Origin of the sequence: Pseudoclavibacter sp. VKM Ac-2888, assembly GCF_015351285.1 — a bacterium.
GTDB lineage: Bacteria > Actinomycetota > Actinomycetes > Actinomycetales > Microbacteriaceae > Pseudoclavibacter.
In genome coordinates this window covers 418,155-433,378 of record NZ_JADKSM010000002.1, presented here as the reverse complement: position 1 = coordinate 433,378, position 15,224 = coordinate 418,155, and the positions used below count along the sequence as shown (strand labels likewise).

General features: G+C 68.6%; 12 protein-coding genes. 2 read left to right on the top strand and 10 right to left on the bottom strand.

All coding sequences use genetic code 11. The features are described from left to right. Positions 1-486: 486 nt before the first annotated feature. The 8 genes from tyrS to argC form a co-directional block, all read right to left on the bottom strand. A complete protein-coding gene (tyrS, locus tag ITJ61_RS17360) occupies positions 487-1,791 on the bottom strand; it encodes a tyrosine--tRNA ligase (protein WP_104240909.1) in 1,305 nt (434 codons plus the stop codon). Positions 1,792-1,819: 28 nt separating this feature from the next. Beyond that, positions 1,820-2,461 (bottom strand): DNA-3-methyladenine glycosylase, encoded by a 642-nt coding sequence (locus ITJ61_RS17355; protein WP_194686948.1) that lies wholly within the window; start codon positions 2,459-2,461, stop codon positions 1,820-1,822. 8 nt (positions 2,462-2,469) lie between these two features. Next, positions 2,470-3,903, bottom strand: a complete 1,434-nt coding sequence (argH, locus tag ITJ61_RS17350) for an argininosuccinate lyase (protein ID WP_104240907.1) — start codon at positions 3,901-3,903, stop codon at positions 2,470-2,472. A gap of 2 nt (positions 3,904-3,905) precedes the next feature. Continuing rightward, positions 3,906-5,105 carry an argininosuccinate synthase gene (locus tag ITJ61_RS17345; RefSeq protein WP_104240906.1) on the bottom strand — a complete coding sequence of 400 codons (1,200 nt, stop codon included), beginning with the start codon at positions 5,103-5,105 and terminating at the stop codon, positions 3,906-3,908. A 55-nt stretch (positions 5,106-5,160) separates the two neighbouring features. Further along, positions 5,161-6,090, bottom strand: a complete 930-nt coding sequence (gene argF, locus ITJ61_RS17340) for an ornithine carbamoyltransferase (protein WP_104240905.1) — start codon at positions 6,088-6,090, stop codon at positions 5,161-5,163. Between the two features lie 70 nt (positions 6,091-6,160). Next, positions 6,161-7,051, bottom strand: coding sequence for an acetylglutamate kinase (gene argB, locus ITJ61_RS17335; RefSeq protein ID WP_104240904.1), 891 nt, complete (start codon positions 7,049-7,051; stop codon positions 6,161-6,163). Between the two features lie 87 nt (positions 7,052-7,138). Next, positions 7,139-8,302 (bottom strand): bifunctional glutamate N-acetyltransferase/amino-acid acetyltransferase ArgJ, encoded by a 1,164-nt coding sequence (gene argJ / locus ITJ61_RS17330; RefSeq protein ID WP_194686947.1) that lies wholly within the window; start codon positions 8,300-8,302, stop codon positions 7,139-7,141. Beyond that, complete coding sequence (gene argC, locus ITJ61_RS17325) at positions 8,299-9,348, bottom strand: N-acetyl-gamma-glutamyl-phosphate reductase (protein WP_104240902.1); 1,050 nt, start codon at positions 9,346-9,348, stop codon at positions 8,299-8,301. Before argC ends, argJ begins: the two co-directional genes overlap by 4 nt. A 245-nt stretch (positions 9,349-9,593) precedes the next feature. Here argC and ITJ61_RS17320 point away from each other — a divergent pair, with 245 nt between their 5' ends. Together ITJ61_RS17320 and sufU are read left to right on the top strand one after the other, a co-directional pair. Then, positions 9,594-10,865: a SufS family cysteine desulfurase gene (locus ITJ61_RS17320; protein ID WP_104240921.1), complete on the top strand. Its 1,272-nt coding sequence runs from the start codon at positions 9,594-9,596 to the stop codon at positions 10,863-10,865. Then, positions 10,862-11,317: a Fe-S cluster assembly sulfur transfer protein SufU gene (sufU, locus tag ITJ61_RS17315; protein WP_194686946.1), complete on the top strand. Its 456-nt coding sequence runs from the start codon at positions 10,862-10,864 to the stop codon at positions 11,315-11,317. The genes ITJ61_RS17320 and sufU overlap by 4 nt, the downstream gene beginning before the upstream one ends. Positions 11,318-11,416: 99 nt before the next feature. Here the strand turns inward: sufU and pheT are convergent, their stop codons facing one another. Then, positions 11,417-13,984, bottom strand: coding sequence for a phenylalanine--tRNA ligase subunit beta (gene pheT, locus ITJ61_RS17310; RefSeq protein ID WP_194686945.1), 2,568 nt, complete (start codon positions 13,982-13,984; stop codon positions 11,417-11,419). 43 nt (positions 13,985-14,027) lie between these two features. Then, positions 14,028-15,074 (bottom strand): phenylalanine--tRNA ligase subunit alpha, encoded by a 1,047-nt coding sequence (gene pheS / locus ITJ61_RS17305; protein ID WP_104240899.1) that lies wholly within the window; start codon positions 15,072-15,074, stop codon positions 14,028-14,030. Positions 15,075-15,224: the final 150 nt, after the last annotated feature.

Genomic DNA, 15,224 nt, shown 5'->3' with positions numbered 1-15,224 from the left:
CGAAAGTTCAGTACTGACTTGTATTGTCCAAATATGTTTCCAAAAGGAATCCTTACCCCCTCCAAAGGAAGAGGCACGGGATCAAATTGGCATTTGACATAGTGCACGCTGTTGAGTTCTCAAGAATCGAGCGCTTCCCTCTTCAAGCCTCACGGCCATCTCTAAGGAGCAATCGCTTGCACTGCAAACCCCGGACAAGAACCACGGACCGTGAGCATGAAGCTCATCCTCCGCACAACCAACTGGAAGAACCAGAGGCTGACGATCTTGCTACCCGGTGAGGCAGGAGTTCCGAGTGTAGATCATGTTGCTCCAACTTGCAAGAACAAGTGGCAGATGCTGATCTTTCTTTCGGAGTGTCCGGCCCGTGCGACCCGCTCTCGCGTTTCGCTCCGTTGGCCTGACGAGTGATTACTTTACGCAGGGCAGGGTCGGCGCACAACTCAGGGCGCATCCCGGGCGTGTCGATTCACGCCCGTTCCCCCGTCAGGCCCGGAAAACCAGGCCAGCGAGGGTCTTCTTGCCCCGACGCAGGACTGCGACGCCGCCGGCCAGCGCTGCTGATGCACTCACGACCGAAGCCTCGTCGGCAACCCGCTCGTTGTTGAGCGAGACGCCGCCCTGGGAGATCCCGCGACGCGCGTCGCCGAGACTCTTCGCGAGCCCGGTGTCGACAAGAGCCTGAGCGACCAGCGTTCCATCGGCAACCTCCGCGTTCGGGAGCTCGAGAATCGCAGAGCGAAGCGTGTCTCCATCGAGCGCGGTGAGCTCCCCCTGCCCGAAGAGGGCGGCCGAGGCCGCGATGACTGCGTCGGTCGCCTCCTGTCCATGCACCAGCGACGTCACCTTCGAGGCAAGCGTCTTCTGGGCGACGCGCTTGAACGGCTCGTCTGCGACGAGCTTCTCGAGCTCCGCGATCTCGGCGCGCGTCAGGAACGTGAAGATCTTGATCCGCGCGATGACATCGGCGTCGTCCGTGTTGAGCCAGAACTGGTAGAAGGCGTACGGGCTCGTGAGGTCGGCATCGATCCAGATCGCGTTGCCCTCGCTCTTGCCGAACTTCGTCCCATCCGAGTTCGTGATGAGCGGTGTTCCGAGCGCGTGGACGCTCGCACCCTCGGTACGCCGAATGAGATCGACGCCGGAGGTCAGGTTCCCCCACTGATCGCTGCCACCCGTCTGCAGCACGCAGCCGTAGTTCCGGTGCAGCTCCAGGAAGTCGATCGCCTGCAGGATCTGGTAGCTGAACTCCGTGTACGAGATGCCGGCCTCGGAGTTCAGTCGCGCAGAGACGGCATCTTTCTTGAGCATGGAGCCGACGCGGAAGTGCTTGCCGATCTCCCGCAGGAAGTCGATCGCCGAGAGCGGCGCCGTCCAGTCGAGGTTGTTCACCATGCGCGCCGCGTTGTCGCCCTCGAACGACAGGTAGCCGTCGATCTGTCCGCGCAGCCCCTCGACCCATTCCGCGACGGTCTCTCGCGAGTTGAGCGTGCGCTCGGCAGTGGGACGGGGGTCGCCGATGAGTCCCGTCGACCCGCCGACGAGGCCGAGCGGCTTGTGGCCCGCGAGCTGCAGTCGACGGAGGAGGATCAGCTGCACGAGGTGCCCGAGGTGGAGACTCGGGGCGGTCGGATCGAAACCGCAGTAGTACGTGATCGGCCCCTCGTCCATCCGCGCCTTCAGCTCGGCCAGATCCGTCGAGACGTGGATGAACCCGCGCCACTCGAGTTCGTCGATGACATGCTCGAAGGTGGTGTCGTTCTGCTGGGTCGTCAGATCACGCGTAGTCACCGGGCAACCGTATCAAGCACCTGCCGCCTCAGCGCCGCCCCGCGCGGAGCGACTTGTGCGCGATATAGCGCGAAACGGACGGGTCTCCGTCGATCCAGAAGCGCCAGTCGAACGGCAGAGCACCACCGGGAGCGCCCACGCCGACGCGGAGCCCGCGCACCACAGCCCCTCTGCTGGAGCGTTCGCCCGAAACCAACGCGAACGGCGCCTCATCGAGCCGGGCACCGTCATCGCCGAAGGTCGCGCCGAGGGCCCTGACCAGGTTCCCGGGCCCACGAGCCAGCTCGTGGTCGCGCACGGGTGTCCCGGAACGGCGCCCCGCACCGCGGCGGGCTCTCGCGAGTTCGACGCCATCGACCACTTCGCCTGCCCTCAGGAGCACTGCGGATGAGGTGCCGGACTCCCCCGCCACGACATTGATGCACGTGTGGAGCCCGTAGATGCGATACGCGTAGATGTGACCTGCTGGCCCGAACATCGTGGCGTTCCTCGCCGTCCGGCCGCGGAAGCCATGCGACCCGGGGTCCCCGGAGCCGGCATACGCCTCCACCTCGGTGAGGCGCACCGAGACCGTGCCGTCCGGGGCCGAACGCGAAAGGACCGCCCCCAGCAGCGCGTCTGCTGCCGAGAGCGGTCCCTCGAAAAGGGCCGCGCGGAAATCGTCATCCACGCGGACACCTAGGATGTGAGCTTTGCCAGCCGCTCGCGGAGCTCGACGATCTGCTCAGCGACGCGGACAGGTGCCGTACCGCCCCTGCCATCGCGAGTCGCCACGGACCCGTCGACCGAGAGCACCTCGCGCACCTCCGGCGACAGGTGCTCGGACACGGCCGAGATCTCCTCGTCGGTCAAGCCATCGAGGTCGACGCCCTTGGACTCCGCTGCCTGCACCATGGAGCCGGACACCTCGTGCGCGATGCGGAAGGGGACCTGCCGCTTCACCAGCCACTCGGCGACATCCGTCGCGAGCGAGAAGCCCTGCGGTGCGAGTTCGCGCATGCGCTCACCGTGGAAGGTGAGCGTCGCGACCATGCCGGTGAAGGCGGGGAGCACCAGCTCGAGCGTCTCGACGGAGTCGAAGATCGGCTCCTTGTCCTCCTGCAGGTCCCGGTTGTACGCAAGCGGGAGTGCCTTGAGCGTCGCGAGGAGGCCAGCCAGGTTGCCGATGAGGCGACCTGCCTTGCCGCGCGCGAGCTCCGCGATGTCGGGGTTCTTCTTCTGCGGCATGATGCTGGACCCGGTCGAGTACGCGTCGTGCAACGTGACGAAGCCGAACTCCTTCGTGTTCCAGAGGATGATCTCCTCCGAGAAGCGCGACAGGTCGATGCCGATCTGCGCCGCGATGAACGCGAACTCCGCGACCAGGTCACGACTCGCCGTCGCGTCGATCGAGTTCGGGGATGAGGACGCGAAGCCCAGCTCGCGGGCGACGCGGACCGCATCGAGACCGAGGGTGGAGCCCGCGAGGGCCCCTCCACCGTAGGGCGACTCGTCCAGCCGGCGATCGAAGTCGCGCAGGCGGTCCAGGTCTCGAAGGAGCGGCCATGCGTGAGCGAGCAGGTGGTGCGAGAGCAGCACCGGCTGCGCATGCTGCAGGTGCGTGCGCCCCGGCATGATGACCTGGATGTTCTGCTCCGCCTGCTGGGCGAGGACCTCGACGAGCGTCTCGACCTGCTCCGCGATGATCGCGCTGTGATCGCGAAGGTACATACGCACGAACGTCGCGATCTGGTCGTTGCGGCTGCGACCAGCTCGCAGCTTGCCGCCCAGCTCCGGACCCGCGATCTCGATCAGACCGCGCTCCAGGGCGCCGTGCACGTCCTCGTCGTCGTCGGCCGCCACGAACTCAGCGGACACGACGCGACGTTCGAGCTCGGTCAGCGCGTCCAGCATGCCCGAGAGCTCGGCGTCATCGAGGTATCCCGCCGCCGCGAGCGCACCAGCGTGCGCTCGCGAGCCGGCGATGTCGTACTTCGCGAGCTGCCAGTCGAAGTGCGTCGACTTGGAAAGCCGCGCGAGCTCCGGGGACGGCCCGTCGCTGAAGCGACCGCCCCAGAGAGCTCCCGGCGTGGTCACTCCCCCGGACTTCGAGGCGCCCTCGGATGCAGCCATGCTCAGAGTTCCGGCTTGTCGCGGCGAGCCGAGATCTTCGACGGAAGGCTCCACAGCTCGATGAATCCCTTGGCGTGCGACTGGTCGAACGTGTCGCCGGTGTCGTAGGTCGCGAGGCTGTAGTCGTAGAGCGACTCATCCGAACGGCGGCCGGTGACGACCGCGCGACCGCCGTGCAGCGTCATGCGCACCTCGCCGGAGACGTGCTCCTGCGTGTGGTTGATGAACGCGTCCAGCGACCGCTTGAGACCGGAGAACCAGAGCCCGTCGTAGACCAGGTTCGACCACTCGGCCTCGATCCCGCGCTTGAAACGGGCGACGTCGCGCTCGATCGTCAGGTCCTCGAGGTGCTCGTGCGCCTCGATGAGGGCCAGCCCGGCCGGGGACTCGTAGATCTCACGGCTCTTGATGCCGACGAGGCGGTCCTCGACGACGTCGATGCGGCCGACGCCCTGGTCGCCAGCGAGCTTGTTCATGAGCTCGACGACCTGGATGGGCGTCAGCGATTCCCCGTTGATCTTCACCGGGACGCCCTGCTCGAACGTCACCGTGACCTCGGTGGGCTCACGCGTCAGGTCAGGATCCTGCGTGTACGTGTAGAGGTCCTCGATCGGCGGGTTCCACGGGTCCTCGAGGAACCCGGTCTCGACGGCGCGACCCCAGACGTTCTGGTCGATCGAGTACGGGCTCTTCTTCGACTGCTCGATGGGCAGGTTGTGCTCCTGCGCGTACACGATGGCCTTGTCGCGAGTGAGCGCAAGGTCACGCACGGGTGCGATCGAGGTGAGCTCCGGTGCGACAGCCGCGACCGCCGCTTCGAAGCGGACCTGGTCGTTGCCCTTGCCGGTGCAGCCGTGCGCGATCGAGTCTGCGCCGAGCTCGCGAGCGGTCTTCGCGAGGTGCTTCGCGATGAGCGGGCGGGACAGCGCGGAGACGAGCGGGTAGCGCTTCTGGTAGAGGGCGTTCGCCTTGAGCGCCGGGACGATGTAGTCGCTCGCGAACTCCTCGCGCGCGTCGACGACAACCGATTCGACAGCGCCGCAGTCGAGCGCTCGCTGTCGCACCTGCTCCATGTCCTCACCGGCCTGGCCGACGTCGATCGCGAGAGCGACCACGTCCTTCCCGGTGGCATCCTTCAGCCATCCGATGCCGACGGAGGTATCGAGACCTCCGGAGTATGCGAGAACGACGCGTTCCGTCATCAATGCTCCTAGCGTTTGAGTCGTGTGTTCAGTCTATGTGGGGTGGATGCGCGGGTCAGGCCGCGGCCTTGGCGAGCAGCCAGACGAGCAGCGCCTTCTGGGCGTGGAGGCGGTTCTCCGCCTCATCCCAGATGACCGACTGCGGGCCGTCGATGACGGCTCCGTCGACCTCGTACCCGCGGTCTGCCGGCAGGCAGTGCAGGAAGATCGCGCCGGTGGCGGCGTTCGCCATCGTGGCCTCGGTGACTCGGTAGGCGCTGAGCGCGTCGATGCGGGACTGCTTCTCGTCCTCGCGGCCCATCGAGACCCAGGTGTCGGTCACGACGACATCTGCCCCCGCGACCAGCGTGTCGATGTCGTCGCCGACCACCACGGAGCCACCCGTCTCGGCGGCGATGCGCTCGGCATCGGCGACGACGTCGGGGCGCGGCTGGAAGCCGACGGGGGCGGCGATGCGAACGTGCATGCCCGCCGTGGCGCAGGCGAGCAGGTAGGAATGCCCCATGTTGCTCTCGCCGTCGCCGAGGAACACCAGCGTGCGGCCGGCCGGGTCGCCGAGGTGCTCGTTGACGGTGAGCAGGTCGGCGAGCAGCTGGCACGGGTGGAAGTCGTCGCTCAGCGCGTTCACGACCGGCACGAGCGCTCCGTTGGCCATCTCCTCCAGGCCGCTCTGCGCGTACGTCCGCCAGACGATGGCCGCGACCTGGCGCTCGAGGACTCTGGCGGTGTCGGACGCCGTCTCCTTGCCGCCGAGCTGGCTGGAGGCGGTCGAGATGATGAGCGGCGAGCCACCGAGCTCGGAGATGCCGACGTGGAACGAGACACGCGTGCGCGTCGAGGTCTTGTCGAAGATCACTGCCACGCTGCGCGGGCCCTCGAGCGGACGTGCTGAGAAGCGGTCGCGCTTGAGCACTGCAGCGAGCTCGAGCACCTCGCGCTGCTCGGCGGGGGTCAGGTCGTCGTCGCGGAGGAAGTGGCGAATCACGGTTTGGCCTTTCGGTGGGTGGAGCGGCGAAGTCGAATCATCGGGCGCTGAGCGGGCAGGTGCACGTGCCTCACGCGGAGACCTTGGTGCCGAAGCCCTCGGTGGTGAAGATCTCCAGCAGCATCGAATGCGGGACACGGCCATCGATGATGGCGGCCTGGTCGACGCCACCCTCGACCGCCTCGATGCAGGCCTGCACCTTCGGGATCATGCCAGCAGAGAGCGTCGGCAGCAGGGCGCGCAGCTCGTCGAGCTTGATCTCCGAGATGAGCGAGTCGAGGTCGGGCCAGTCGCCGTAGAGTCCCGCGACGTCGGTCAGCATGATGAGCTTCGCCGCGCCGAGCGCCTGCGCGAGGGCGGAAGCGGCCCGGTCTGCGTTGATGTTGAGCGCCTTGCGGGGCGAGTCGATGTCGCTCGCGATCGAGGAGATGACGGGGATGCGACCGGCCGCGATATCCGCCTTCACGACCGTGGGGTCGACCGTCTCGATCTCGCCCACGAAGCCGAGGTCGACGGTCTCGCCGTCGATGAGGAGCTTCTTCCGCCGCGCCTGGAAGAGGCCGGCGTCTTCGCCGCTCGTCGCGACGGCGATCGGGGCCCGCTCGTTGATCGCGGCTACGAGCTCCCTGGCGACCTGCCCGCCGAGCACCATGCGGACGATATCCATGGCCTCCTCGCTCGTGACGCGGTAGCCGCCCCTGAACTCGCTCTCGATGCGCAGCTTGCCGAGCATCCGCGAGATGTGAGGTCCGCCGCCGTGCACGATGACCGGCTTGATGCCGGCGTAGCGGAGGAAGGCGATATCCGACGCGAACGCCTCGAAGAGCTCGGCGTCGACCATGGCGTTGCCGCCGAACTTGATGACGAGAACCCGCCCGGCGAACTCCTGCATCCAGGGAAGGGCCTCGATGAGGGTCTCGACCTTGGAGGTCGCCTTCTCGTACAGGTCAGAAGTGGTCATGCTGCCCCTTTCGGGCCGGTCAGAAACCGTCGGGCTGGTCGGGCAGACGCTCGGCGGCTGCCCCGCCTCGCGGGAGTCGCTCGCTCGTCAGGACGAGTAGGCGCTGTTCTCATGCACGTAGTCGTGCGTCAGATCGTTGGTCAGGATGGTCGCTTCGCTCACGCCGGCGTGCAGATCGATGAGCACGCTCGTGTCCCGAGGCGTCAGGTCGACCAGGTCCGCGGACTCGTGGGGCGTCCCCGCCCGGCAGACCATGACCCCGTTGATCGTGACATCGAGCGCCTGGGGGTCGAACTCGGCGTCGGTCGTGCCGACGGCGGCCAGGACGCGTCCCCAGTTCGGGTCGTTGCCGAAGATGGCGGCCTTGAAGAGATTCGAGCGGGCGACCGCCCGGGACGCGTCGAGCGCATCCTGCTCCGTCGCGGCCCCGATCGTCGTGATCGTCACGTCGTGGCTGGCGCCTTCCGCGTCCTGCTGCAGCTGACGGGCGAGGTCAGCGCAGACCTCGGTGAGCACTGTCGTGAAGGCCGCCTCGTCCGGGGTGACGCCGCTCGCCCCAGAGGCCATGAGCGTCACCTGGTCGTTGGTGGACATGCAGCCGTCGGAGTCGACGCGGTCGAAGGTGACCCGGGTCGCGGCGCGGAGTGCCCGGTCCAGCGCCCCGGACTCGAGGTCGGCGTCGGTCGTGATGACGACGAGCATCGTCGCGAGTCCTGGAGCGAGCATGCCAGCCCCCTTGGCCATCGCGCCGATGACGTAGCCGTCACCGTCGCGGACCGAGCGCTTCGGCTTCGAGTCGGTCGTCATGATGGCCAGCGAGGCCTCATCCCCCGCCTCGACCGTCGCTGCCAGCGAATCGGCCGTGAGCTCGACCCCGCGCAGCACGCCGTCGCGGAAGCTCTGGTCGCCCACCCCGATGAGGCCGGTCGAGCAGACGAGCACGTCTCCCGCGCCGATGCCGAGCTTCGCGGCGACGGCCTCGGCCGTCTGGTGCGTGGTCTGGAACCCGAAGGACCCCGTGTAGCAGTTCGCGCCGCCCGAGTTCAGGACGATGGCCGAGATCGAGCCGCCCCTGATGGCCTCCTGGGACCAGAGGATCGGGTTCGCCTTGCAGCGGTTGCTCGTGAAGACCGCGGCGCAGGCCGCGCTCGGCCCGTCGTTGACGACAAGCGCGACGTCTCGACGCCCTTCTGACTTGATGCCTGCCGAGGCTCCTGCCGCGCGGAAACCTGCTGCTGCGGTCACACTCACGGTGCCACTCCGTCCAAGGGAAGACCGAGGGCCTCTTCGAGACCCAGGGCGATGTTCGCTGACTGCACCGCGGCGCCCGCGGTGCCCTTGCCGAGGTTGTCGATCGCCGCGACCGCCACGAAGCGGCCTGCGCGCTCGTCGATGCCGATGCCGATCGAGGCCCGGTTGGAGCCGGTCACGTCGCCCGTGCGCGGCCATTCGCCGTCGGGCAGGAGCTGCACGAACCGCTCAGCCCCGTAGGACTCCTCGTAGGCGGCGCGGAGCTGCGCCGCGTCGACGCCCGCTTCGAGGCGCGCCGTCGTGGTCGCCAGGATGCCGCGCGCCATCGGCACCAGCACGGGCGTGAACGCGAGGCTGACCTCGGCGCCGGCTGCGCGGCGGAGGTTCTGACGCACCTCGGGGTTGTGCCGGTGCTCCCCGGTCACTGCGTAGGGGTTCGCCGAGCCGATGAGCTCGGAGCCGAGCAGCGAGACGGCCGCCTTCTTGCCGGCACCGGACGGGCCGACGGCGAGAACCGCCGTGAGGTCGAGGGGATGCACGAGCCCGCGGTGCATGGCGGGTGCGAGCGCGAGCGTGATCGCCGTGACATTGCAGCCGGGAACGGCGACCCGCGAAGCACCTCGAAGGTTCGAGCGCTGCTTGTCGGGCGCTCCAGCGAGTTCGAGCTCCGGGAGCCCGTACGCCCAGGTGCCGAAGAAGTCGCCACCGTAGTACTCGGCCCAGTCTTCCTCGCGCTCCAGACGGTGGTCGGCGCCGCAGTCGATGACCAGCGTGTCGTCGCCGAGCTCGGCGGAGATCGCACCGGACGCGCCGTGCGGCAGCGCCAGGAACACGACGTCGTGGCCGGACAGCACGTCGGCGGTCGTGGGCTCGAGGACCAGGTCCGCGTAGCTCGCAAGGTGAGGGTGCACGCGCAGCAGCCGCTCACCCGCATTCGCGTGCGCGGTGACGGTGCGGACCTCGAGTTCGGGGTGCGAGGCGAGAATGCGCAGGAGTTCCCCACCCGCGTACCCGCTCGCCCCAGCTACTGCAACGGAGAAAGCCATGCCGTTCATCCTAGGCCGTGCCACCCCCGCGCGAGTCCGGCCGGCGCGGGCAGACCAGCCCTCGAGCGACGCAGACGGGAATGCGGCGGGCAGCGAGCTCGTTGCACTCGTAGGCTTGACAGGCTGAGACCGTCGACACTCAAGCGTCTGCGGTGCGAGGCCAACGAGAGGACGACGTGACACTGAACACCGAAGACGCAGCTTCATCACTCCAGAGCAGCGCAGCACCCGAGGGCGTCCACGCCCTGAGCGACGCCAGGGTGCTCGAGCTCCGACAGGATTTCCCGATCCTGGATCAAGAGGTGAACGGCACCCCCCTCGTCTACCTCGACTCCGGTGCGACCTCGCAGCGGCCGACTCAGGTCCTCGACGCTGAGCGCCGCTTCCTCGAGACCGAGAACGCCGCCGTGCACCGAGGAGCGCACACGCTCGCCGCGCTCTCGACCGTCGCGTTCGAGGACGCCCGTGAGACCGTCGCGGGCTTCGTCGGCGCGGCACCCGAGCAGATCTCCTGGACCCTCAACGCCACCGACGCGATCAACCTCGTGACGGGCGGCATCCGCATCGCCAGCGCGGGCAGAGGCGGCCCCCGAGCAGAGCGGCTCGCGATCGGCGACGGCGACGAGATCCTCATCACGGAGGCAGAGCACCACGCCAACCTCGTGCCATGGCAGCAGCTCGCCCTGGACACGGGAGCGACGCTCGTCTACGTCCCGGTGAACGACCGGGGCACGTGGAGCGTCGACGATGCCGCAGCTCTCATCTCGAAGCGAACCAAGGTCTTCGCCTTCGCGCACGTCTCCAATGTGACCGGGCTCATCGCCGACGCGAAGCGCCTCACCGAGCTCGCGCACGAGGCCGGCGCCATCGTGGTCCTCGACGCCTGCCAGTCGGTGCCGCACCTGCCGGTCAGCTTCCCGGCGCTCGGCGTCGACTTCGCGGCGTTCTCTGGCCACAAGATGCTCGGCCCCAACGGCGTCGGAGTGCTGTACGGCCGCGCCGAGATGCTGGATGCCCTGCCGCCTGCGCGCACGGGCGGATCGATGATCACCACCGTCACGATGGAGGCCAGCGACTTCATGGCGCCCCCGACGCGCTTCGAAGCCGGCACGCAACCCGTCTCGCAGGTCGTCGCCCTCGCCGAAGCCGTCCGCTACCTCGAAGGGGTCGGCATGGAGGCGGTGGCCGCCCACGAGGCCGAGATGGGCCAGCTCCTCCTCGCGGGCCTCGCAGGCATCCCAGGGATCCGCACGATCGGGGACGAGGTGGGCACCCCGCGCGCCGGGCTCGTGAGCTTCGAGGTGGAGGGGGTCCATTCGCACGACGTGACCCAGTTCCTCGACTCGAAGGGCATCGCGGTCCGCGGCGGGCACCACTGCGCGCAGCCGCTGCACCGCCGACTCGGGCTCACCGCGTCGACCCGCGCGAGCAGCTACCTGTACACGACGCGAGAGGACGTCGACCGACTGCTCTTCGCGGTCGGCCAGGTCCGCGCCTGGTTCGGGGTCGACGCATGAGCGCCCTCGACGGCCTCTACCAGCAGCTCATCCTCGAGCATTCCAAGAAGCGAACGGGCGATGGTCCGCTGCCAGACGCCGACGCCGAGCACTTCGAGCGCAACCCGAGCTGCGGCGACGAGATCACGGTCCGGGTCAAGCTGGATGCTGATGGAACAGGGCTCTCCGAGCTCGCGTGGCAGGGCGATGGCTGCAGCATCTCGATGGCCTCCGCGTCCGTGCTCAGCGAGCTCGCCGTCGGCAAGTCGACGGCGCAGATCGACGAGCTCATCGCCGCATTCCGTCTGATGCTCCGAACTCGCGACGGCTCCGAGCCGGACGAGGATCTGCTCGAGGACGCCGTCGCCTTCCAGGGCGTCTCCAAGTTCGTGATGCGGGTCAAGTGCGCCATGCTCGCGTGGGTCGCCCTGGAGGCGAGCCTCAAGGAGGCTGCGGTCTCCCGCGAGGACTGACCCCGGTCGGGGATCGGGCCGCAGCCGCGGTGCAGCTGAGCCGCAGGACACAGAATCGCCCGGCCCCATTGGGGCCGGGCGATTCGCGTCGGGGTGAGCTCAGGCGCGCATGGTGGCGCCGAAGCGCTCGGACGCCAACGCCGCGCCGGCTTCCTTGGCCTCGCTCGCCTCGGAGGCCGTCAGCGTGCGGTCCGTCGCCCGGAACCGGAGCGCGAACGTCAGGCTCTTCTGCCCGTCCTCGAGCCCGGTCCCCCGGTAGTCGTCGACGATCGTCAGCTGCTCGAGCAGCGCACCAGCACCCTCGGTGACGGCGGCAGAGACCTCAGCGGCCGGGACCGCCTCGGCCACTACGAGGCTCAGATCCTGCGTAGCTGCGGGGAAGGTCGAGATGGGCGCTGGAAGCACCTCTCTCCGAGCGAGCTCGATGACCGCGTCGAGGTCGACCTCGAACGCAGCGACCACGCGAGGCAGGTCGGCAGCCTCGGCGATGTCCGGGTGCACCTCGCCGGCGTAGCCGACAACCACCTCGGCAGCCCCGTGGCTCAGGTACAGTTCAGCGCATCGGCCAGGGTGGAAGGCCCTGTGGGCACCCTGTCGCACCTGGATCTCCGCACCGGTCGCCAAGCCGAGCTGGGCGACGAGCTCGAGCGCGTCCTCCCACGACGCCGCAGTCGGCGCGTGCCCCGGGCGCTTCGGCTCGCGGTGACCGAGCACGATGCCGGCGGCGTGCCGCGGCTGCGGCGGGAGCCCAGCCTCCAGCTCCGCGATGCGCTCAGCCGTCGGCCGCACTGCGACCGCGGGAACCTCGTCCACGCCGTAGACCACGCCGGACTCTGGCTTGAAGGCCGTTCCCGTCTCGAAGATCGCGAGGTCGGTGAGACCACGCGAGACGTTGCGGTGCGCGATCGTGAGCAGACCGGGCAGCAGACTCGTGCGGAGCCACGCGGCGCGCGGGTCCAGTGGGTTGGCGAGCTTCACAGCAGCCACCTCGCCCGCATCCGCCCGACCGAACGTGACCGTGTCCGTCTCCGCGACGAACGGGTAGCTCTGCACCTCGACAGCCCCGGACGCGGCCAGCACGTCGGCAGCCGCGCGGCGAAGGCGCTGCTCGCGGGTGAGCCCCCGACCCGGAGGCGCGACGGGAAGCCGCGACGGGATGCGCTCGAAGTCGCACAGGCGCCCGATCTCCTCGACGAGGGTGACCGGCTCGGTGAGATCCCCGCGCCAGCTCGGCACCGTCACGCCGAGGAGCCCGTCGGCCTCCTCCCAGACCTCGCAGCCGACGGCACGCAGCGCGCCGATCGTCTCGTCGAGCGTGTAGTCGACGCCCATGATCTTCGAGGCGGCATCGACGGGCAGCGTCAGCGACTCCGGGGCCGGGATCTGCTCGTGCACGCTGCCGGCACGCACCACGCGACCGCCTGCATGCTCGATGAGCAGCTCCGCGACACGAGCGGCTGCCGGCTGAGCGACGCGAGGGTCGACACGGCGCTCGAAGCGACGCGAGGCCTCGCTCGGCAGCTTGTGGCGGCGCGCGGTGCGCGCGATCGAGATGGGCGAGAACGACGCCGCCTCGATGTAGACGTTCTTCGTCTCGCTGCTGAGCTCGGTCTCCGCTCCCCCCATGACACCAGCGAGCCCGATCGGGCCGCGGTCGTCGGTGATGAGGATGTCCTCGGCGCTGAGCGTGCGCTCCTTGCCGTCGAGGGTCGTGAGCTGCTCGCCCTCGCGCGCACGGCGCACGTGGATGGCGCCGCGCAGCTTGTCGAGGTCGTAGCCGTGGATCGGCTGACCGAGCTCGAGCATGACGTAGTTCGTGATGTCGATCGCGATGCCGAGCGGGCGGATGCCCGCGAGCCGGAGCCGCTGGGACATCCACGTCGGGGTCGCCGCCGTCGCGTCGATGCCCTCGACCACGAGGCCGATGAAGACCGGTGCCATGGGCTGCTCTCGCACGGAAGCGTCGTCGTCGATCGTGACCTTGACGCGGACGTCCTGAGCATCCGCGGCGATGCCCTCGCCGAGGAGAGCCTCGAGCTGGGGCCGGAGCGCGGGGTCGGTGAAGGCCACGCCCGTCGCGTTCGAGTACTCGCGGACGAGCCCGCGGATGGACATCGCGTATCCGCGATCGGGGGTGACATTGACCTCGACCGCCTGCTCGGTCAGGCCGAGCAGCTCGATGGCGTCGGTGCCGGGGGCCGCGCTCACGCCGAGCCGCGAGAGCACGATGATGCCGTCGTGGTCATCGCCCATCCCGAGTTCCGACTGGGAGGCGATCATGCCGTCGGAGACGTGCCCGTAGGTCTTCCGCGCCGCGATCGCGAAGTCTCCGGGAAGGACCGCTCCGGGAAGCGTGACGACGACCGAATCGCCGACACCGAAGTTGTGTGCGCCGCAGACGATGCCACGCACGTCCGCGCCGCCGTCCGCGGCGACCTGTCCTTCTGGCGCGACGCGCACCTGGCACCAGTTGATGGTCTTGCCGTTCGACTGCGGCTCCGGCTCGGCCGAGAGCACCTCGCCGACCACGATCGGACCCTGCAGCTGGGTGCCGTGCACGGCTTCGTCTTCGAGCCCGACCCGCACGAAGGCGTCGAGTACCGACGCGGGAGAGGCCGAGGCCGGGATCTCCGCGTACTCACGGAGCCAAGAGAGTGGAGCGCGCATCAGATGTGACTTTCGTTGAGAGGAGCAGAGGGAGCACGCACGGCTAGATCACCATTCCGAACTGGGTGCTGAAGCGGACGTCGCCCTCGACCATGTCGCGCATGTCGGTCAGCGCGTTGCGGAACATGAGGGTGCGCTCGACGCCCATGCCGAAGGCGAAGCCCTGATACTCCTCAGGGTCGACGCCAGCGGCGAGCAGCACGTTGGGGTGCACCATGCCGCAGCCGCCCCACTCGATCCACCGCGGGCCGCCCTTCGCGCCGGGATGCCAGATGTCCATCTCGGCGCTCGGCTCCGTGAAGGGGAAGTAGTTGTTGCGCAGGCGGATGCGAGCCTCGTCGCCGAACATCGAGGTCGCGAAGTGCTCCAGCGTGCCGCGGAGGTGCGCCATCGTGAGGCCCTTGTCGATCGCGATGCCCTCGAACTGCGTGAAGACGGGCGTGTGCGTCGCGTCCAGCTCGTCGGTGCGGTACGTGCGGCCGGGGGCCAGCACGTAGAGGGGGACGCCGCGCTCGACGAGCGAGCGCATCTGCACGGGAGACGTGTGCGTGCGCAGGACGAGGTGGCGGTCTGCCGGCTCGACGAAGAACGTGTCCTGCATGGCGCGGGCGGGATGGTCCGCGTCGAAGTTGAGCGAGTCGAAGTTGAACCACTCGCTCTCGAGCTCCGGGCCTTCCGCGATCTCCCACCCCATGCCGACGAAGATGTCGCTCACGCGGTCCTGCAGCACGGTGAGCGGATGCCTCGCTCCGGTCGCGCGTGCCGGCCGTGCGACGGTGACGTCGACGGCTTCTGCAGCGAGACGCTCGGAGGCCTCCGCCGCTGCCAGCTCGCTCTCGCGCTCGGCGAAGGCGGCGTTGACGCGGGTGCGGGCCTGCCCGATGAGCTGGCCCGCTTCCTTCTTGCTCTCCTTCGGCACGGCCCGCATGGCGGCGTTCAGCGATGCGATCGCAGAGCCCTCCGCCAGATGCTCGGCGCGCACGCGCTTGAGTGCTGTCAGGTCGGGCGCCGCGTCGATGGCGGCGAGCGCCGCTTCGACCGCGGAGCCGACGGCTTCCTGCGTGATGGGGTTCGATGAGGCGTCAGACACAAGTGTCGAGTTTAGCGAACCGCGTGCGCAACGGCTCCAGCATGTGGAAACACGCTTTCTCACCCCGTGAGAGAGGCCGCCTCGACGACTCGGCGGGAATCTGCGTTCCTCTCGCGCGACGCCAGAGATCCGCGAGAATCCGGCGATCTT